Genomic DNA, 17,884 nt, shown 5'->3' on the forward strand with positions numbered 1-17,884 from the left:
CGTACTGCCCGGAGGTCTTCCCCCGTATGTCGAAGCGCGTCATGAACCCCGCCGTCCGAGTCACCGCCGTCGCCCTCGCCACCGCCGGTCTGGGAGCGTCGCTGGTGGCCGGAGCCGGGTCCGCCTTCGCCGCCGAGAGCAAGGCCGCCCCGCTCGCCGGCACCGCGGCCGCCGCCATCGAGGCGCAGGCCGAGACCCAGGCCAAGGTCGCCGCCCAGGTGAAGGCCGCCCAGGCCAAGACCGCCCAGGCGAAGGCCGCGAAGGCGGCCCAGGTGAAGGCCGCGGCCAAGAAGGCCGCCGCCAAGCCCGCCGCCGCGAAGAAGGCCAAGGGCTGGGTCAAGCCGGTCGCCGCCTACACCCTGACCGCCAGCTACAACCAGGGCGGCGCCATGTGGGCGCACAAGCACTCCGGCCAGGACTTCGCCGTCCCGGTCGGCACCACGGTCAAGGCCGCCGGCGCCGGCACCGTCGTCAAGGCCGGCCCGAACGGCGGCGGCGACGGCCCCGCGTACGGCAACGCCATCGTCGTGAAGCACGCCAACGGCACGTACTCCCAGTACGCCCACCTGTCGAAGATCCAGGTCCACGTCGGCCAGAAGGTCGCCGCCGGCCAGAAGATCGCCCTCTCGGGCAACACCGGAAACTCCTCCGGCCCGCACCTGCACTTCGAGATCCGTACGACCCCGAACTACGGCTCCGCCGTCAACCCGGCCGCGTTCCTGCGGACCCACGGCGTGTCCATCTGAGTGGACGGTCGAACGACGCGCTAGCCGGCCCCGTGGGCCCGGTTCAGCAGATCGAGGGCGACCTCGAGGACGGCTTCGTGCTTCTCCTCGGGGTCGCCCTCGACGTTCTGCATGAAGAACGTGCCCGCGTGCAGCGTGAAGATCGCGCTCACGCAGCGGACCTGGTCCACGGTCGCGAAGTCGGGCTCCTGGATCAGGCCGGTCAGCGCGATCATGCGCTCCTTGAAGGTGAGGCCGACGCTGAGCTCGCGGACCGTCGCCTGGTTCTCCTGCATGAAGCGGAAGAGCGGTGCCGCGGCGCGCAGCGCCACCTGGTAGCGGCGCAGCACCTCCTGGCGGGTCTCCAGGGTCCGGGGCTGCGCCTGCGCCCACTCGATCAGCTCGTCCATCGGCCGGGTGAGGTCCTCGAAGATCCCGACGAGGATGTCCTCCTTGGTCTTGAAGTGGTAGTACAGCGCGGCCTTGGTGACGTCGAGGCGTTCCGCGATCTCCCGGAGCGAGGTCTTCTCGTAGCCCTGCTCGGCGAAGAGTTCGAGAGCCACGTCCTGGATGCGCTGGCGGGTGTTGCCTCGGGCCATGGCTGTTCACTCCCACTTTCCACAAAACTTACTTGACGACCGGCAAGTGACGGGCCTACCGTCCCCAGTGTAGTAACTAGCCGGGCGGCAAGTAAGGGGACGGCCATGACGGACACCGCACCATCTCACCAGGTACAGGGGGAGCGGCCGCAGCGCAGCGTGCGGGTCGTCCTCCTCGCCCTCATGATCGCGATGCTCCTCGCGATGCTGGACAACATGATCATCGGCACCGCGATGCCGACGATCGTCGGCGAGCTCGGCGGCCTGGAGCACCTCTCCTGGGTCGTCACCGCCTACACCCTGGCCACCGCCGCCTCCACCCCCATCTGGGGCAAGCTCGGCGACATGTACGGCCGCAAGGGCGTCTTCCTCACCTCGATCGTCATCTTCCTGATCGGCTCGGCCCTCAGCGGCATGGCCCAGGACATGGGCCAGCTCATCGGCTTCCGCACCGTCCAGGGCCTCGGCGCCGGCGGTCTCATGGTCGGCGTGATGGCGATCATCGGCGACCTGATCCCGCCCCGTGAGCGGGGCAAGTACCAGGGCATGATGGCCGGCGTGATGGCGCTCGCCATGATCGGCGGACCGCTGGTCGGAGGCACCATCACCGACCACTGGGGCTGGCGCTGGTCCTTCTACATCAACCTGCCGCTGGGCGCCGTCGCCCTCGCCATGGTCACCGCCGTCCTCCACCTGCCCCGGAAGCAGCGGGCGGCCGGCACCCGGATCGACTTCCTCGGCGCGGCCCTGCTGACCGTCGGCATCACCGCGATCGTCCTCGTCACCACCTGGGGCGGGACCGAGTACGCCTGGGGCTCGGCCACCATCGTCGGCCTCGCGCTCGGCGGTGCGGCCGCCCTCGCCGCCTTCCTGTACGTGGAGACCCGCGCGAGCGACCCGATCATGCCGCTGCACATCTTCCGCAGCCGCAACTTCACGCTCATGTCGCTGATCGGCTTCATCACCGGCTTCGTCATGTTCGGCGCGGTCCTCTACCTGCCGATCTTCCAGCAGTCCGTGCAGGGCGCCTCGGCCACCAACTCCGGCCTGCTGCTCCTGCCGATGCTGCTGTCGATGATGGTCGTCTCGCTCGTCGTCGGCCGCGTCACCACCAGCACCGGCAAGTACAAGGCGTTCCCCGTGGCGGGCGGCGCCCTGATGATCGCCGGCCTGTTCCTGCTCTCCACGATGGACACCGGCACGACCCGCCTGGTCTCCGGCCTCTACATGGCCCTGCTCGGCGCCGGCATGGGCTTCCTCATGCAGATCACCATGCTCGTCGCGCAGAACAGCGTCGAGATGAAGGACATGGGCGTGGCCTCCAGCTCCACCACCCTCTTCCGGACCCTCGGCTCCTCCTTCGGCGTCGCCATCATGGGCGCCCTCTTCACCAGCCGCGTCCAGGACGAGATGGCCGCCAACGGCGGCTCCGCCCTCACCGAGCGGACCGCGCAGCTCGACGCCGCCAGCCTGGCCAAGCTGCCGGAGGCGCTGCGCGAGGCGTACCAGCAGGCGGTCGCCGTCGGCACCCACTCCGCCTTCCTCGTCGGTTCGGCGGTCGCGGTCCTCGGCTTCGTCCTCGCCTTCTTCGTCAAGGAGGTGGCGCTGCGCGGCGCCGGCCCCGCCCCGGCCGAGAAGCCGGCCGAGGACGGCACGGCGAAGGTCGCCGAGACGGTCTGACCCCGTCCGGCACGCGCGCGTGGGGCCCGGTTTCCGCGAGACCGGGCCCCACGCGCGTACCCGGAGCCCTACTCCGGCAGCCGGAGGATCGGGAAGCTCCCCGTGTTCGTCGGCGCGTGGTCCGGCAGCCACAGCACCGCGACCGCGCCGCCCACCCCCTCCGGCGACGCCTCGGAGGCCACGTTGCGGAAGGTCAGCCGGGCGCCGAGCACCCGCGCCTGACCCGCCGCGATCGTCAGGCCCAGCCCGTGTCCCTGGCCCGCCCGGTCGCTCGTGCCGGTACGGAAGCGGCTCGGGCCCTCGCGCAGCAGCGCCTCCGGGAACCCGGTGCCGTGGTCCCGTACCCGTACCACCCGGCCCTCGACGGTGACCTCCACCGGGCCCTTGCCGTGCTTGGCCGCGTTGGCCAGCAGATTGCCGAGGATCCGCTCCAGCCGGCGCGGGTCGGTCGACACCCAGGACTCGTGCACCACCCGGACCTCCGCGTCCGGGAACATCGACCGCACCCGGCGCTCCACGAACTCCCCGAGCGCGATCTCCTGGAGCTCCGCCCGCTCCGAGGCCCCGTCCAGCCGGGCCACCTCCAGCACGTCCTCGACCAGCGTCCGCATCGCCTGCGCGCGGTCCCGCACCAGTTCGGTGGGGCGCCCGGGCGGCAGCAGCTCGGCCGCCGTGAGCAGCCCGGTCACCGGGGTGCGCAGCTCGTGCGCGATGTCCGCGGTGACCCGCCGCTCGGCCTCGATCCGTTCGTTGAGGGCGTCGGTGAGCGAGTCGATGGCCCACGCCAGGTCGTCGGTCTCGTCCCGGACGACTCCGCCGACGGCGTCCCGGACCCGGACGTCGCCGTTGCCCTGGGCGACCCGCCCGGCCGCCGCCGCTGCCTTCCGCAGCCGCCGGGAGAGCTGGCCGCCGACGAGGATGCCGAGGGCGCAGCCGCCGAACACCACCGAGACCGAGCCGATGACCAGCGCCCGGTCGAGGTCCTTCATGATCGTGGCGCTGCGGTCGGCGAAGGGGATGTGCAGGGAGAGCACGTCGCCGTTGGCCAGCGGCACCGCCGCCCACACGTCCGGCGGCCCGCCGTGCCGGTGCTCCTGCACGTACGTGCCCCGGCGCTGGTCGCGCATCAGCTGGTCGAGCTGGTCCGGCAGCGCCGGGTCGTTGAGCTTGGCGCCGAAGCGCGGCTCCTTCGGCTTGGAGGTCTCGTACAGGCGCTGGGCGAAGAGCAGCCGCTCCATCTGGACCTCGCGCGCGTTGTCGAGCATCGAGATCCGCGCGGCGTTGTGCACGACCACGCTGAGCGTGACCGCGATCAGCGCGCCGACCGCCGCGATGGCCAGGGCGATCTTCCAGCGGACGCCGGTGCGGAGCGGAAGCGCTCTCACCGATCAGCCCCTGAGCTTGTAGCCGAAGCCGCGGACCGTCTCGATCCGGTCCTGGCCGATCTTGGCCCGCAGCCGCTGCACGTGCACGTCGACGACCCGGGTGTCGCCGCCCCAGCCGTAGTCCCAGACCCGCTCCAGGAGCTTGTCCCGGGAGAGCACGGTGTTCGGCGCGGACGAGAACTCCAGCAGCAGTCGCATCTCGGTCGGCGTCAGTGCCACCGGCTCGCCGCCCCGCCGCACCTCCATGCCCTCGGTGTCGACCTCCAGGTCCCCGTCGCCGAAGACGAGCGGCCCGCCGTCCCCGGCCCGCTCCTCCGCCTCCCCCGTCCCGTTGCCGGCCGCGTGGCCGAAACGGCGCAGCACGGCCCGGATGCGGGCCATGAGCACGGAACCGTCGAAGGGCTTGGTCACGTAGTCGTCCGCTCCGGCCTCCAGGCCGAGGACGACGTCGATCGAGTCGGCCCGCGCCGACAGCATGATCACCGGGACGGTCGACTCGTCGCGGATGCGGCGGCAGAGGCTGACCCCGTCCATGCCGGGCAGCATCACGTCGAGCAGCGCGATGTCCGGGCGGTGGGCGCGGAAGGCGTCGAGGCCGGAGAGCCCGTCGGGCATCGCGGTGACGCGGAAGCCGTCCCGTTCCAGCGCGAGCTGGGTGGCCTCACGGATGACGTCGTCGTCCTCGACGAACAGGACATGGGTCTCGGCCATCGTGCGGGGGTCCTTCGGTGTGGGGGGTGGGGCGGTCGGGTCGGGGGTCAGTCGGCGGCGGAGGGTTCCGGCGCGGGTTCCGGCGTCTCGGTGGCCCCGTCGCCCTCGCCGACGGCCCGGCTGTAGTCGTTGTGCACCCAGTCGTGCTGGGTGAACCGGTTCCCCGACCAGCGGTACGTGATCACGTCCTCGCCCGACGGGTACGCGACCGGGTCGTCCTCCGCGTACACCTGCTTCGTCACGATCAGGTCGCCGCGGTCGATGGTGCCGTAGACCGCCGCGTCCTCCGCCATGAAGACGTTCTCGTAGCCGTCGGCGGTGGCCGTGTCCGCGGTGGCGTTGCCGCCGGACTGCTTGCGGTAGACGTACGTGCCGATGCCGACCGCGTCCCCGCAGGTCATCACGTTGACGACGACGTCGGGCGCGGTGCCGCCGGTGAGGTTGCCGTACGAGGTGTCCACCGGGTACGCGTCGGCCACGCACGGCTTCAGGTCGTCCTTCACCCGGGCGCCGATCTTCGGGTCGCCCTTGAGGAGCGCGATCGGGTCCACGCGCTCGGCCGCCTTCGCCGAGCCGGAGGCCGTGGCGGGCGGTGTGGGGGCGGCGGCGGCCGTCGCGTCGGCGCGGGCCGCGCCCTCGTCGCGCGAACCCGTCCCGCCGGTCGAGCACGCGGCCACGAACAGCCCGAGGGCGGCGAGTCCGGCCACCGCCGTGACACCCGCCGCCTTGGTACCGGCCGCCCGGGGCATCCCGCCCCGGGCCCCGGCTCTGTCGCCGGTTCCGCCGTCGCCGGTTCTGCCGTCGCCGACTTCGCCGTCGTCTAGGCCGCGCACCGCTGGCGCCCTCCCTCGTCACCTCGCACGGCCGCCGCAGCCGACCGCTGTCCTCCGGTCCGCTCCACGGGCCGCCCCAGGGCGAGGGCGTTCAGATCGCGGCTCTCCAGCTCCTGGCGGAGCCGGGCGAGCGCGCGGTGGAGCGTCGACTTCACGGTACCCGTCGACATGCCGAGCGCCGCCGCCGTCTCCTCCGTGCTCATCTGCTCCCAGTGCCGCAGCACCACGACGCTGCGCTGCTTCGGCGCCAGCACCTTCAGGATGTCCATGAGCAGGGCCCGGTCGGCGTGCTGCTCGGTCGGGTCCTCGACGCTCGCGTCCGGAAGCTGCTCGGTGGGCACCTCCTCCAGCCGACGCGCCCGCCACCACTCCGTCCGCGTGTTGATCATGACCCGCCGCAGGTACGCGTCGGCCAGCGACTTGTCCGCGATCCCGTCCCACCGGCCGTACGTCCGCACCAGCGCGGTCTGCAGCAGATCCTGCGCGTCGACCGGGTCCGGGACGAGCCGGCGGGCGCTGCGCAGCAACGCGTCCTGCCGTGTGCGGACGTACTCCTCGAAGTCGAGCACCTCGCCCTGGCTCATCCCGACTGCCTCCACATCCCCGTGACCTGCTTGTTCTCCGTGTCGACGACGACGCTACGGAGCGGTTGTCACGAGGGTGTGCGGGGCAGCCGTCGGTGGACGCACGGCTACCCATCGGTTGTGTAACAGCCGGGGGGCCGGGATCCGATTCCGCCGGCCTCAGGTCAGCGGAAGCCGGTACCGCCCGCCGTCCAGCGGCTCCACCAGCCCGTCCGAGACCAGGCCGTCGAGGGCGCGGCCGCGCTGGACCGGCTCGTCCCAGACGGCGTCGAGGGCGGACTGGGGGACGGGGCCGGGGGAGTCGCGGAGGACGGCGAGGAGCCGGCCGCGGACCTGGCGGTCGGTGCCGGCGTAGGTCTGGCCGCGGCGGGGCGGGCCGTCGTGGGCGGGCTTGCCGGAGGTCAGCCAGGCGCAGCGGTCGGCGATGGGGCAGCGCCCGCAGTCCTCGTTCTTCGCCGTGCAGACCAGGGCGCCGAGTTCCATCGAGGCGGCGGCCCAGCGGGCTGCGGTGCCCTCGTCGTCGGGGAGCAGGGCGCGGGCGAGGCGCCGCTCGGCGGCGGTGGTGGCGTTCGGCGGGTACTGGACGCCGCTCGCCGCGCGGGCGAAGACCCGGCGCACGTTGGTGTCGAGGACTGCGTGCCGCTGCCCGTAGGCGAAGGAGGCGACGGCCGCGGCGGTGTACTCGCCGATGCCGGGGAGGGCGAGGAGCTGTCCGTGGTCGCTCGGGACGTCACCGCGGTGGCGGTCCCTTATCGCCACGGCCGCCGCGTGCAGCCGCAGCGCCCGGCGCGGGTAGCCGAGCCGGCCCCAGGCGCGGACGGCCTCGCCGGGCGGCTCGGCGGCCAGGTCGGCCGGGCGCGGCCAGCGCGCCAGCCACTGCTCGTACACCGGGAGCACCCGGACGACGGGGGTCTGCTGGAGCATGAACTCGCTGACCATGACGCCCCAGGCGCCGGCCTCGGGGCGGCGCCAGGGCAGGTCACGGGCGTGCCGGTCGAACCAGGCGAGGACCGGCCCGTGCAGCTCGGTCGGGGCGACGGCGGACGGAGCCGTACCGGTGGGGAAGGACAGGGAGGCGGGGGCATCGATGGAAGTCATGGCACCCCCGATCCTGGCACGTCCGGGGAGCGATCAGTACGCGCCGTGGCGGGCCCGCGTACGGCGCTCGGGGCGCGCGGAGGCGTGCGCGGGGGTCGCGGGCCCCCGCCCCGCGCACCACACGACCGCCGCGCTCCTGCTGGAGCGGGCCGTGTCCACCAGTGCCGTCATCGGCCGGCGCGCGGCGCGCATGAAGAGGAAGGCGACGAGGCCGCCGAGGAGCAGGCCGGCGGTCACGTCGTGCGGGTAGTGGACGCCGACGAAGACGCGGGAGAAGGCCATGAGGATCGCCATGGGCACGGTCAGCCAGACGATCCCGCGCCAGGAGAGGGCGAGGGCGATGGCGGCCGCGCCGGCGATGGCGGAGTGGTTGCTGGGGAAGGACCAGTCGCCGTAGGCGGGGCATTCGATGAGCGCGGCGGGTGCCCCGGCGACGGCCCGGCACGGGCGTTCCTCGTCGATCAGCGACTTCAGGCCCTCGCTCACCACGTATCCGAAGGCGGTGGCGAGAGGGGCGAGGAGCGCGAGGGTCATCGCCTGGCTCGATCCGGTCCGCGAGCGCCACCACCCGGCCAGGAACAGTGCGCCGAAGAGCAGCAGCCCGAGCTCCGTCCAGACCTCGGCGAGCCACTGGAACCAGTGCGGTGTGGAGTGCGCGAAGTCGAGGACGTCGAGGTAGAGACGGTCGGAGAGGTCGAGGAGGTTGTCCATGGTGCATGACGCTAACCGGAATTCTGGGTGTCGCGCCCCGGGCCAAGGAAGGATCCGACCCCTGACGAAAGTGGGGGATGGCTGGAGGGAGGGGTGATTTCCGGCCATCGCGGCGAGAGTTCCCGTTCCCGGGGGATGTGATCATCGGCAAAACTTGGCCTCTCGGGCGGCGGGTGGGGCGGGAGTTGGGCCGGATCTCTCGTAAGGTTCGGGGCGTGGGATCTTTGCGCAATCCGGTCGGGCCGCTTCCCTCCACCATCTACTGGCGACGGAGGGCGGTCGCGCTGTGTCTCATCGCACTTCTCGCCCTGTTGACCCTGTGGGCCGTCACCTCCGGTGACGGAGGCGGGAAGAAGGCGAACGACGCCGCCAACGGCTCGGCCCCCGCGCCCTCCATCACCCCCGGCCCCGCCGGAACCGGACCCGCCATCAGCCAACAGCCGGGCGGACGCGACGAGTCGGGCGAGTCCGGCGACGCGGGCGAGTCCGGTACGGGCGACGGCTCGGGCTCCGGGTCGGGTGCGGGTTCCGACGCCGGATCCGGTACGGACACGGGCGGGGCTTCCGGCGACGGCTCCGGCTCGGCCGGTTCCGGTACGCCGGGCAAGAACGGCGACACCGACGGCGCGGGCGGCGACGGCGGCGCGGGCACCGGCGCCGGCCAGCAGGTCCCGGCCGGCTCCACGCTCCCGAACTGCCCCGCCGGTTCACTGGAGTTGACGCTGCGCAGCGCCAAGCTCACCTATGAGCCGGGCGAGAAGCCCCGCTTCCACCTCGCCGTCAGGAACACCTCGGACGCCGACTGCAAGGCCGACCTCGGACCGCGCTCCGCCGTGCTGAAGATCAGCGACGCGCGCAACGACCGGCTGTGGGCCTCCGACGACTGCCCGCGCCCCGGCGACCCGGTGCTGCTGAAGGTCCCCGCGCGCGGGACGATCACCCACACCGTGGAGTGGGACCTCCGGCGCAGCGCCTCCCCGTGCGCCACCGCCCCCGCGGGGGAGGCCGGTCCGGGCAACTACCTGGTCGAGGCGACCGTGCCCGGCGCGAAGGCGGTCGCGGCACCGTTCGCCCTCGCCAAGGACTGACCGGCCCCCGCGACCGGCCGACGTGGACCTGCGCCAAGAGGACCCGGCCCGTAAGGACCCGGCCCCGGGCGACCCGGCTCCTGCGACCTGCCCCGGACCCGGGCGGGGAAGGCGGGCGGAGGCCCGTCCGTCAGACGTACCGCTCCAGGATCGACGACTCCGCCAGCCGCGACAGGCCCTCGCGGACGCTGCGCGCCCGGGCCTCGCCGACGCCGTCCACCGTCTGGAGGTCGTCCACGCTCGCCGCGAGCAGCTTCTGCAGCCCGCCGAAGTGCTCCACCAGACGCTCGATGATCGCGCCGGGCAGCCGCGGCACCTTGGCGAGAAGCCGATAGCCGCGCGGGGAGACCGCCGAGTCGAGGGTCTCGGGGGAGCCGCTGTAGCCGAGGGCCCGCGCGACGACGGGCAGTTCGAGGAGCTCGGTGTGGGTGAGCGCGTCCAGCTCGGTCAGCGCCTCCGCGACCGTGCGGGAACGCTTCGCCGTCGGCTCCGGCACGTAGTCCCGGATCACCAGCTCGCGCTCCGGCTCCACGCCCGCGATCAGCTCGTCGAGCTGGAGCGAGAGCAGCCGGCCGTCGGTGCCGAGCTCGACCACGTACTCCGCGATCTCGGTGGCGATCCGGCGGACCATCTCCAGGCGCTGGGCGACGGCGGTGACGTCCCGGACGGTCACCAGGTCCTCGATCTCCAGGGCGGAGAGCGTGCCGGCGACCTCGTCGAGGCGGAGCTTGTACCGCTCCAGCGTCGCGAGCGCCTGGTTGGCCCGGGAGAGGATCGCGGCCGACTCCTCCAGGACCCGCCGCTCGCCGTTCACGTACAGCGCGATCAGACGCATCGACTGGGAGACGGAGACGACGGGGAAGTTGCACTGCTTGGAGACCCGGTCCGCGGTGCGGTGACGGGTGCCGGTCTCCTCGGTCGGGATCGACGCGTCCGGGACCAGCTGCACACCCGCCCGGTGGATCTTGGAGATGTCCTTGTCGAGGACGAGCGCCCCGTCGAGCTTGCACAGCTCGCGCAGGCGGGTCGCGGCGAACTCGACGTCGATCACGAAGCCGCCGGTGCACATCGAGTCCACCGTCTTGTCCATGCCCAGGACGATCAGGCCACCGGTGTTTCCGCGGAGGATCCGCTCCAGGCCGTCGCGCAGGGCGGTGCCGGGCGCGACGGCGCTCAGGGCCGCGCGCATGAGCGCTTCGTTGCCGGAGCCCGCGCCGGACTTTCCAGGAGCTGCTGCCCCGTCCTTGGCTGCCACTGCACTCCTCCGGCTCGTACGGATGGGCGAGACCAGGGCAAAGTCTAGCGACACCACCCCGCCGCCCTGGGCCGCGCGCCGGTCCAGGGTGCTCCGGACGGGCGCCCGCCGGGGCGGCCCGGTCGCGATCCGCCCTACCCGCTCGGTCACGCGCCTACCCCTCCGCGACCCCACCGGAGTACCCCCGCCCCGCACCGGAGGACCCGGCGGGGCCCTCCTCCGGCGGCCCCGGGACCCGCCCCGTCAGCCCCCCGACTCCTCCGTCCGCCGGGCCGCGCGGCGGTTCTGCGGCAGCACCCGCAGGGCGTCGCCCATGTCCGCGACCTCCGTCACCTTCATGCCCGCCGGCACCTTCCCCGGGTCCCCGGGGACCAGGGCGTGGGTGAAGCCCAGGCGGTGCGCCTCGGCCAGACGGCGCTGTACGCCGGTGACCCGCCGCACCTCGCCCGCGAGGCCGACCTCGCCGATCGCCACCAGGTTCTTCGGCAGCGGGGTGTCGCTCGCGGCGGAGGCCAGCGCCAGCGCGATGGCCAGGTCGGCGGCGGGCTCGGAGAGCTTCACCCCGCCCACGGTGGCGCTGTAGATGTCCCGCTTGCCCAGCGCGCTGATCCGGCCCCGCTGCTCCAGGACCGCCAGCATCATCGAGACCCGGGAGGTCTCCAGGCCGGAGGTGGTCCGGCGCGGGGACGGGATCTGGGAGTCCACCGTCAGCGCCTGCACCTCGGCGACCAGCGGCCTGCGGCCCTCCAGGGTGACCGTGAGGCAGGTGCCCGGCACGGCCACGTCACGGCGGGTCAGGAAGAGCCCGGACGGGTCGGCGAGCCCGGTGATCCCCTCGTCGTGGAGCTCGAAGCAGCCCACCTCGTCCGTCGCCCCGTACCGGTTCTTCACGCCGCGGACCAGACGCAGACGCGCGTGCCGGTCGCCCTCGAAGTGCAGGACGACGTCCACCAGGTGCTCCAGGAGCCGGGGACCGGCGATCGCCCCGTCCTTCGTCACGTGGCCGACGAGCAGCGTGGACATCCCGCGGTCCTTGGAGGCCCGGATCAGCGCGCCCGCGACCTCGCGGACCTGCGCCATGCCGCCGGGGGCGCCGTCGATCTCCGGCGAGGCGACCGTCTGCACCGAGTCCAGGATCAGCAGGGAGGGCTTCACCTCGTCCAGGTGGCCGAGGACCGCCGACAGGTCGGTCTCGGCGGCCAGGTACAGGTGGTCGCTGAGGGCGTTGATCCGGTCCGCGCGGAGCCGGACCTGGCTCGCGGACTCCTCGCCCGTCACGTACAGGGTGCGGTGCGCGTCGCTCGCCGCCTTCGCCGCCACGTCGAGCAGCAGCGTCGACTTGCCGACGCCCGGCTCGCCCGCGAGCAGCACGACGGCGCCGGGCACCAGACCGCCGCCGAGGACCCGGTCCAGCTCGTCGACACCGGTCGAGCGGGCGGTCGCCTGCCGGACGTCGACCTGGCCGATGGGGAGCGCGGCGGTGGAGACCCGGCCGGCGGCGGTGGTCCGGACGGCGGGCGCGCCGTACTCCTCGACCGTCCCCCACGCCTGGCACTCGGGGCAGCGGCCGAGCCACTTGGCCGTCTGCCAGCCGCACTCGGTACAGCGGTAGGACGGACGGTCCTTGGCGGATTTCGTACGGGCAGCCATGCCCCACACCGTAGCCGCCGCCACCGACAGCGGACCGCCGTCCGCTCCCGGCCTGTGGACGGACGGCGCGCGACCTGTGGACAGCCCGCCGCCACGGCAGCGGAACACCCTCCTCCTGTCCCCTTTCGAGTGAGGGCTTCACCCGTAAGGCTGAGAACGGCGGATCCGGTATGAAGAGTGCCCCCCTGCGCGCCTACGGTCGCCCAGTGACGAGCAGCAGGCTGGACTCCTCCCGCACCCCGGGCGCCCACCGGGCGCGCCGCGGCCCGCAGCAGGGACCGCGCACGCTCGGCCAGCGACCCCCCGCCCGCTACGAGGCCGCCCTCGACGGGCTCTTCACGTACTGCCTCTCGGTCCTCTGCGACCACGACACGGCCACCGCCGTCCTCGGCGACGTCCTCGCCGCCGCCGAGCGCCACCACGGCCGCTGCCCCTCCGACGCGGAGGGCCGCACCGCCTGGCTGTACGCGCTGGCCCGCTGGGCCTGTCTGCGCAGCCTCGGCGAGCAGCGCCGCCGGCGCCAGGGCGCGCACACCGGCCGCCCCGCCGTCACCCCGCCCGGACCGCCGCCGGTCTCCGCGGAGACCGCCGAGCGCCGCCGCGCCGAGCTGGCCACCCTCGCCTGGCCCGAGGCCGCCGGCACCACCCCCGAGCAGCGCGAGGCGCTCGAACTGGCCGTCCGGCACGGCCTGAGCCCGCGCCAGGTCGCCGCCGTCCTGGCCCTCGACCCGCAGGCCGCCCGCGAGCTCCTCGCCACCGCCGGCTGCGAGGTCGAGCGCACCCGGGCCGCGCTCGCCGTCGTCTCCACCGGCGGCTGCCCCACCGTCGCCCGGCTCCTCACCGGCGACCAGCAGCTGATCCTCTCGGCGGCCCTGCGCGCCGAACTGGTCCGGCACGTGGACGACTGCCCGGTCTGCCGCCGCACCGCCGAGCGGGTCGGCGCCACCGCCCCCTGGCCGGGCGGCGGGCCGCGGGCCGTCCAGGACCGGCTGCCGCTGGTCGAGGCGCCCCGGGCCGCCGCCTACATGGCGATGCTGCACGTCCCGCGCGCGCGTGCCGGCGCCCCCCGCTTCGCCCCGACCGGCTTCCCGATCGACCCGAAGGACCTCGTCGCCCGCCGGGACCGGATGCGGGCCCGCGCGGTCACCACCACCGTGGTCGCCGCCGTCGTCGCCGCGCCGGTGCTCGCCCTGTGGACCTCCTACCGGGGCGTCCCCGCGGGCGCCGAGGCGGGACGGGACGGTTCCCGGGTCAGCGCCGGCGAGCGGGGGGACGGCACGGGCGCCGACGGGCGGCCCTACGACCGGTACGAGAACGCCGGCAACGCCCGGACGACCCCCGACGCGGACTCCACCCGGGGGAGCCGTTCCCCCGACGTCTCCGTCGAGGTCGTCACCCCCGCCCGCTCCGCGGCCCCGGCCGCCCCCGCGCGGCCCGGGGACCCGGTGCCGGGCTGGATCGGCGTCACCGCGCGCTGTCTCGGGGACGTCACCCTGATCACCCTCACCGGGGAGGGCGGCACCCCCGTCGACTGGGCGCTGTGGACGGACGCGCCCTGGCTGTACGTGGACCGGGCCTTCGGCACCCTGGGCCCGGGCGGGACCGTCACCGTCGCCGTCCGCGTCGACCGCGCCCGTGAACCGCGCGGTCCCTGGAGCGCCCGGATCGGCGTCGACCCCACCGGGGCGGTGCTGCGGATCAGCGGCCAGGGGCCGGTCGCCCCGATCGACGACCGGGTGATCCCGCCCCCGCCGGTCACCACGGAGCCCACGACCCCGCCCACCGCGCCCCCGCCCAGCGGCGGGCCGGTCGGTCCCGGGCCGACGCTCCCGACGGAGCCCCCGGAGCCGACGGAGCCGACGACGCCCCCGCCGACGGAGGAGCCCCCCACCACCCCGCCGCCGACCACGGAGCCCACGACCCCGCCGCCGACGACCGAGCCGACGACGCCCCCGCCGGCCACGGACCCGCCGCCGACCACGGAGCCGGGCACCACCGACCCCGGCACGCCCCCGCCGGCCACGGACGGACCGACCCCGGAGCCCTCTTCCTGAGGCTCCTCCCGAAAGGAGGAGCTACGGCTTCGGGTCGGCCGGGTGCGGCGCCACCATCGGCAGCGTCGAGGCGAGCCGCGCCTCGCAGAGCCCGACCAGGACGTCGTACGCGTCCTTGCCCATCATCTCGATCAGCTCCGGCCGGTACGAGACGTAGACCGGCTCCCCGCCGCCGTGGGCCGAGGTCGCCGACGTGCACCACCAGTGCAGGTCGTGACCGCCCGGGCCCCAGCCCCGGCGGTCGTACTCGCCGATGGAGACCTGGAGCACGCGCGTGTCGTCGGGCCGGTCGATCCAGTCGTACGTCCGGCGCACCGGCAGCTGCCAGCACACGTCCGGCTTGGTCTCCAGTGGCTCCCGGCCCTCCTTCAGGGCCAGGATGTGCAGCGCGCAGCCGGCGCCGCCCGCGAAGCCGGGACGGTTCTGGAAGATGCACGAGCCCTTCCAGCGGCGGGTCTGCCGGTCGCCGTCCTCGTCGACCTGCGTCCAGCCCGTCTCGCTGCCGACGTCGTGGAACTGCCACAGCTCCGGCGAGAGCTTCGCCACGTGCTCGGCGACCCGCTTCTCGTCGTCCTCGTCGGAGAAGTGGGCGCCCAGCGTGCAGCAGCCGTCCGCGGCCCGGCCCGCCTGGATGCCCTGGCAGCCGCTGCCGAAGACACAGGTCCAGCGCGAGGTCAGCCAGGTCAGGTCGCAGCGGAAGACCTGCTCCTCGTCGGCCGGATCCGCGAATTCCACCCACGCGCGCGGGAAGTCGAGCCCCTGCTCGTCCGGCTCCGCTCCCTTGCGCTGCTTCGTCACACCCTTGACGGGCGGCTTCGCGCCCTTCACGTCCCGCGCGTACTTCACGTCCCGCACGTCGTGCGCGGCCTCGTCGCGCACGGCACCGTCGCCACCGGAGGCACTGTCTTTGCCCGGCTTCGCCTTTTTCGTCTTTGGCACAACGCCAAGCGTATGCGGGTGGGCGCAGTAGCGTTTCCGCCATGAGACTCGGAGTCCTCGACGTCGGTTCGAACACGGTGCACCTGCTCGTGGTGGACGCCCACCCCGGCGCCCGCCCGCTGCCCGCCCACTCCCACAAGGCGGAGCTGCGGCTCGCCGAGCTTCTCGACCCGCGCGGCGCCATCGCGCCCGGCGGTGTCGAGCGGCTCATCGGGACCGTCCGGGACGCGCTCCACGCGGCCGAGGACAAGGGGTGCGAGGAGGTCCTGCCGTTCGCGACCTCCGCCGTCCGCGAGGCCAGCAACGCCGACGAGGTCCTCGCCCGGGTCAAGGACGAGACCGGGGTGGACCTCCAGGTCCTCACCGGCGAGGAGGAGGCCCGGCTCACCTTCCTCGCCGCCCGCCGCTGGTTCGGCTGGTCGGCGGGCAAGCTCCTCCTCCTCGACATCGGCGGCGGCTCCCTGGAGGTCGCCTACGGCATCGACGAGGACCCCGACGCGGCCGTCTCCCTGCCGCTCGGCGCGGGCCGGCTCACCGCCGGCTGGCTGCCCGGCGACCCGCCCGACACGGAGGACGTCAAGGCGCTCCGCCGCCACGTCCGCGCGCAGATCGCCCGGACGGTCGGCGAGTTCAGCCGCTTCGGCAGGCCCGACCACGTCGTCGCCACCTCCAAGACCTTCAAGCAGCTCGCCCGGATCGCCGGCGCGCCCGGCTCCGGGGAGGGCCTGTACGTGGAGCGGCTGCTGACCCGCGCCTCCCTGGAGGAGTGGGTGCCCCGGCTGGCCGCCATGTCCGGCGGCGAGCGCGCGGCCCTGCCCGGCGTCTCCGAGGGCCGCGCCGCCCAGCTGCTGGCCGGCGCCCTGGTCGCGGAGGGCGCGATGGACCTGCTCGGCGTGGAGCAGCTGGAGATCTGCCCCTGGGCCCTGCGCGAGGGCGTCATCCTGCGCCGCCTCGACCACCTCCCCGAGGTGCCGGTCGGCGCGTGAGCCCTGCCCGGGGCCGTACGGCGGTGCCACGCGCGCGTGCGGACGGGGGCGGACCGGCGGCGTGCGGGGGTGACCTGAACCACCCTCCCGCGCCCAGGTGCGCCCCGTACCCTGTCTGTCGTGGCAGAACCAGCGGTGCGCGTCCCGGATGCGAAGGTCGCCCTGTCGACGGCCTCGGTCTATCCGGAGTCGACGGCGACGGCCTTCGAGGTCGCCGCGCGCCTCGGGTACGACGGTGTCGAGGTCATGGTGTGGACCGACCCGGTCAGCCAGGACATCGAGGCCCTGCGGCGGCTCTCCGACTACCACCAGGTCCCGATCCTCGCCGTCCACGCCCCCTGTCTGCTCATCACCCAGCGCGTCTGGTCCACCGACCCCTGGGTCAAGCTCCAGCGCGCCCAGGCCGCCGCCGAGAAGCTCGGCGCGTCCACGGTCGTCGTCCACCCGCCGTTCCGCTGGCAGCGCCAGTACGCCCGCGACTTCGTGACCGGCATCTGGCGGATGGCGGACGAGACCGACGTCCGCTTCGCCGTCGAGAACATGTACCCGTGGCGGTACAAGGACCGCGAGATGCTCGCGTACGCCCCCGAGTGGGACGTCACCAAGGACGACTACCGGCACTTCACCCTGGACCTCTCGCACACGGCGACCGCCCGCACCGACACCCTCGCGATGATCGACCGCATGGGCGACCGGCTCGGCCACCTCCACCTCGCCGACGGGCGCGGTTCCGCCAAGGACGAGCACCTGGTGCCGGGCCGGGGCACCCAGCCGTGCGCCGAGCTCCTGGAGCGGCTGGCGGTGTCCGGCTTCGACGGGCACGTCGTCATCGAGGTCAACACCCGGCGCGCGATGTCCGCCGCCGAACGGGAGGCCGACCTCGCCGAGGCGCTCGCCTTCACCCGGCTCCACCTCGCCTCGGCGGCCCGGGGCACGCGCGCGTGAGCGACGCCTCCCCCCGGCGCCGCGGCCGCCCCGCGCGCGGCACCGCCGACGACAGCGGCCCCGGCGCCCGCGAGCGCATCCTGGCGGCGGCCCGGACCCACTTCGCGGAGCGCGGCTACGACAAGACCTCGGTCCGCGGCATCGCCAAGGCGGCCGGGGTCGACCCGGCCCTCGTGCACCACTACTTCGGGACCAAGGACGAGGTCTTCGCGGCGGCGATCGAGGTCTCCTTCGAGCCCGCGCTCGTCGTCCCGGCCATCCTCGACGGCCCGCGCGAGGCGGTCGGCGAGCGGCTGGCCCGCTTCTTCATCGGGGTCTGGGAGAACCCGGCGACCCGCGCCCCGCTGCTCGCGGTGATCCGTTCGGCGGTCACCCACGAGGCGGCGGCGAAGGTGCTGCGGAGCTTCGTGCTGCGCCGGCTCCTGGAGCGGATCGCCGCCGACCTGGCCGTACCGGACCCCAGGTTCCGGGCCGAGCTGGCGGCCTCGCAGATGATCGGGATCGTGATCCTGCGGTACGTGATCCAGGTCGAGCCGCTGGCCTCGGCGGACCCGGAGCAGATCGTGGCCGAGGTGGCCCCGACCCTCCAGCGCTACCTGACCGAAGCCTGAACACCCGTCCCGCATTCCGGACAGGCTGTC

17 protein-coding genes are annotated in these 17,884 nt (G+C 74.0%); 7 read left to right on the top strand and 10 right to left on the bottom strand.

Annotated features, from left to right (window positions below):
- Positions 1 to 26: 26 nt before the first annotated feature.
- The gene (locus tag ACFVU3_RS10505) at positions 27 to 746 is read left to right on the top strand and encodes a M23 family metallopeptidase (RefSeq protein ID WP_390065409.1); all 720 of its coding nucleotides are present in this window, start codon (positions 27 to 29) and stop codon (positions 744 to 746) included.
- Positions 747 to 766: 20 nt separating this feature from the next.
- On the opposite strand, the gene ACFVU3_RS10510 is transcribed toward ACFVU3_RS10505, so the two are convergent.
- The gene (locus ACFVU3_RS10510; RefSeq protein ID WP_390065411.1) at positions 767 to 1,324 is read right to left on the bottom strand and encodes a TetR/AcrR family transcriptional regulator; all 558 of its coding nucleotides are present in this window, start codon (positions 1,322 to 1,324) and stop codon (positions 767 to 769) included.
- 105 nt (positions 1,325 to 1,429) lie between these two features.
- On the opposite strand from ACFVU3_RS10510, the gene ACFVU3_RS10515 reads away from it, so the two are divergent.
- Positions 1,430 to 3,004: an MDR family MFS transporter gene (locus ACFVU3_RS10515; RefSeq protein WP_390065413.1), complete on the top strand. Its 1,575-nt coding sequence runs from the start codon at positions 1,430 to 1,432 to the stop codon at positions 3,002 to 3,004.
- Positions 3,005 to 3,072: 68 nt separating this feature from the next.
- Here ACFVU3_RS10515 and cseC read toward each other — a convergent pair whose 3' ends face one another.
- The 6 genes from cseC to ACFVU3_RS10545 form a co-directional block, all read right to left on the bottom strand.
- Complete coding sequence (gene cseC / locus ACFVU3_RS10520; protein WP_390065415.1) at positions 3,073 to 4,389, bottom strand: two-component system sensor histidine kinase CseC; 1,317 nt, start codon at positions 4,387 to 4,389, stop codon at positions 3,073 to 3,075.
- Positions 4,390 to 4,392: 3 nt separating this feature from the next.
- Positions 4,393 to 5,100, bottom strand: a complete 708-nt coding sequence (cseB, locus tag ACFVU3_RS10525) for a two-component system response regulator CseB (RefSeq protein ID WP_390065417.1) — start codon at positions 5,098 to 5,100, stop codon at positions 4,393 to 4,395.
- Positions 5,101 to 5,147: 47 nt separating this feature from the next.
- Entirely contained in the window at positions 5,148 to 5,933 is a 786-nt protein-coding gene (locus tag ACFVU3_RS10530; protein ID WP_390065419.1) for a hypothetical protein, read from the bottom strand.
- Entirely contained in the window at positions 5,921 to 6,517 is a 597-nt protein-coding gene (locus tag ACFVU3_RS10535) for a SigE family RNA polymerase sigma factor (protein WP_390065420.1), read from the bottom strand. The genes ACFVU3_RS10530 and ACFVU3_RS10535 overlap by 13 nt, the downstream gene beginning before the upstream one ends.
- A gap of 159 nt (positions 6,518 to 6,676) precedes the next feature.
- On the bottom strand, positions 6,677 to 7,615 hold the full coding sequence (locus ACFVU3_RS10540) for an A/G-specific adenine glycosylase (protein WP_390065421.1): 939 nt from the start codon (positions 7,613 to 7,615) through the stop codon (positions 6,677 to 6,679).
- Positions 7,616 to 7,648: 33 nt separating this feature from the next.
- Positions 7,649 to 8,326, bottom strand: coding sequence for a phosphatase PAP2 family protein (locus ACFVU3_RS10545; RefSeq protein WP_390065423.1), 678 nt, complete (start codon positions 8,324 to 8,326; stop codon positions 7,649 to 7,651).
- A 215-nt stretch (positions 8,327 to 8,541) separates the two neighbouring features.
- On the opposite strand from ACFVU3_RS10545, the gene ACFVU3_RS10550 reads away from it, so the two are divergent.
- The gene (locus ACFVU3_RS10550) at positions 8,542 to 9,414 is read left to right on the top strand and encodes a hypothetical protein (RefSeq protein WP_390065425.1); all 873 of its coding nucleotides are present in this window, start codon (positions 8,542 to 8,544) and stop codon (positions 9,412 to 9,414) included.
- Between the two features lie 130 nt (positions 9,415 to 9,544).
- On the opposite strand, the gene disA is transcribed toward ACFVU3_RS10550, so the two are convergent.
- Together disA and radA are read right to left on the bottom strand one after the other, a co-directional pair.
- Positions 9,545 to 10,669: a DNA integrity scanning diadenylate cyclase DisA gene (gene disA, locus ACFVU3_RS10555; protein ID WP_390065426.1), complete on the bottom strand. Its 1,125-nt coding sequence runs from the start codon at positions 10,667 to 10,669 to the stop codon at positions 9,545 to 9,547.
- Between the two features lie 243 nt (positions 10,670 to 10,912).
- The gene (gene radA / locus ACFVU3_RS10560; RefSeq protein WP_390065428.1) at positions 10,913 to 12,319 is read right to left on the bottom strand and encodes a DNA repair protein RadA; all 1,407 of its coding nucleotides are present in this window, start codon (positions 12,317 to 12,319) and stop codon (positions 10,913 to 10,915) included.
- Positions 12,320 to 12,525: 206 nt separating this feature from the next.
- On the opposite strand from radA, the gene ACFVU3_RS10565 reads away from it, so the two are divergent.
- A complete protein-coding gene (locus tag ACFVU3_RS10565) occupies positions 12,526 to 14,373 on the top strand; it encodes a hypothetical protein (protein ID WP_390065430.1) in 1,848 nt (615 codons plus the stop codon).
- A 21-nt stretch (positions 14,374 to 14,394) separates the two neighbouring features.
- Here the strand turns inward: ACFVU3_RS10565 and ACFVU3_RS10570 are convergent, their stop codons facing one another.
- A complete protein-coding gene (locus ACFVU3_RS10570) occupies positions 14,395 to 15,201 on the bottom strand; it encodes a hypothetical protein (protein WP_390065473.1) in 807 nt (268 codons plus the stop codon).
- 152 nt (positions 15,202 to 15,353) lie between these two features.
- Here ACFVU3_RS10570 and ACFVU3_RS10575 point away from each other — a divergent pair, with 152 nt between their 5' ends.
- From ACFVU3_RS10575 to ACFVU3_RS10585, 3 genes are all read left to right on the top strand, one after another.
- Positions 15,354 to 16,298, top strand: a complete 945-nt coding sequence (locus tag ACFVU3_RS10575; RefSeq protein ID WP_390065431.1) for a Ppx/GppA family phosphatase — start codon at positions 15,354 to 15,356, stop codon at positions 16,296 to 16,298.
- Between the two features lie 120 nt (positions 16,299 to 16,418).
- A complete protein-coding gene (locus tag ACFVU3_RS10580; RefSeq protein ID WP_390065432.1) occupies positions 16,419 to 17,243 on the top strand; it encodes a sugar phosphate isomerase/epimerase family protein in 825 nt (274 codons plus the stop codon).
- On the top strand, positions 17,240 to 17,854 hold the full coding sequence (locus ACFVU3_RS10585) for a TetR family transcriptional regulator (RefSeq protein ID WP_390065433.1): 615 nt from the start codon (positions 17,240 to 17,242) through the stop codon (positions 17,852 to 17,854). The genes ACFVU3_RS10580 and ACFVU3_RS10585 overlap by 4 nt, the downstream gene beginning before the upstream one ends.
- Positions 17,855 to 17,884 lie beyond the last annotated feature (30 nt).

The sequence above is a fragment of the Streptomyces sp. NPDC058052 genome, from assembly GCF_042885515.1.
Lineage (GTDB): Bacteria > Actinomycetota > Actinomycetes > Streptomycetales > Streptomycetaceae > Streptomyces.

Coding starts and splice junctions, on each gene's coding strand:
- ACFVU3_RS10510 (WP_390065411.1), bottom strand. CDS start 1,324: ATGGCCCGAGGCAACACCCGCCAGCGCATCCAGGACGTGGCTCTCGAA.
- ACFVU3_RS10540 (WP_390065421.1), bottom strand. CDS start 7,615: ATGACTTCCATCGATGCCCCCGCCTCCCTGTCCTTCCCCACCGGTACG.
- ACFVU3_RS10575 (WP_390065431.1), top strand. CDS start 15,354: ATGAGACTCGGAGTCCTCGACGTCGGTTCGAACACGGTGCACCTGCTC.
- ACFVU3_RS10515 (WP_390065413.1), top strand. CDS start 1,430: ATGACGGACACCGCACCATCTCACCAGGTACAGGGGGAGCGGCCGCAG.
- ACFVU3_RS10505 (WP_390065409.1), top strand. CDS start 27: ATGTCGAAGCGCGTCATGAACCCCGCCGTCCGAGTCACCGCCGTCGCC.
- ACFVU3_RS10535 (WP_390065420.1), bottom strand. CDS start 6,517: ATGAGCCAGGGCGAGGTGCTCGACTTCGAGGAGTACGTCCGCACACGG.
- ACFVU3_RS10545 (WP_390065423.1), bottom strand. CDS start 8,326: ATGGACAACCTCCTCGACCTCTCCGACCGTCTCTACCTCGACGTCCTC.
- radA (WP_390065428.1), bottom strand. CDS start 12,319: ATGGCTGCCCGTACGAAATCCGCCAAGGACCGTCCGTCCTACCGCTGT.
- cseB (WP_390065417.1), bottom strand. CDS start 5,100: ATGGCCGAGACCCATGTCCTGTTCGTCGAGGACGACGACGTCATCCGT.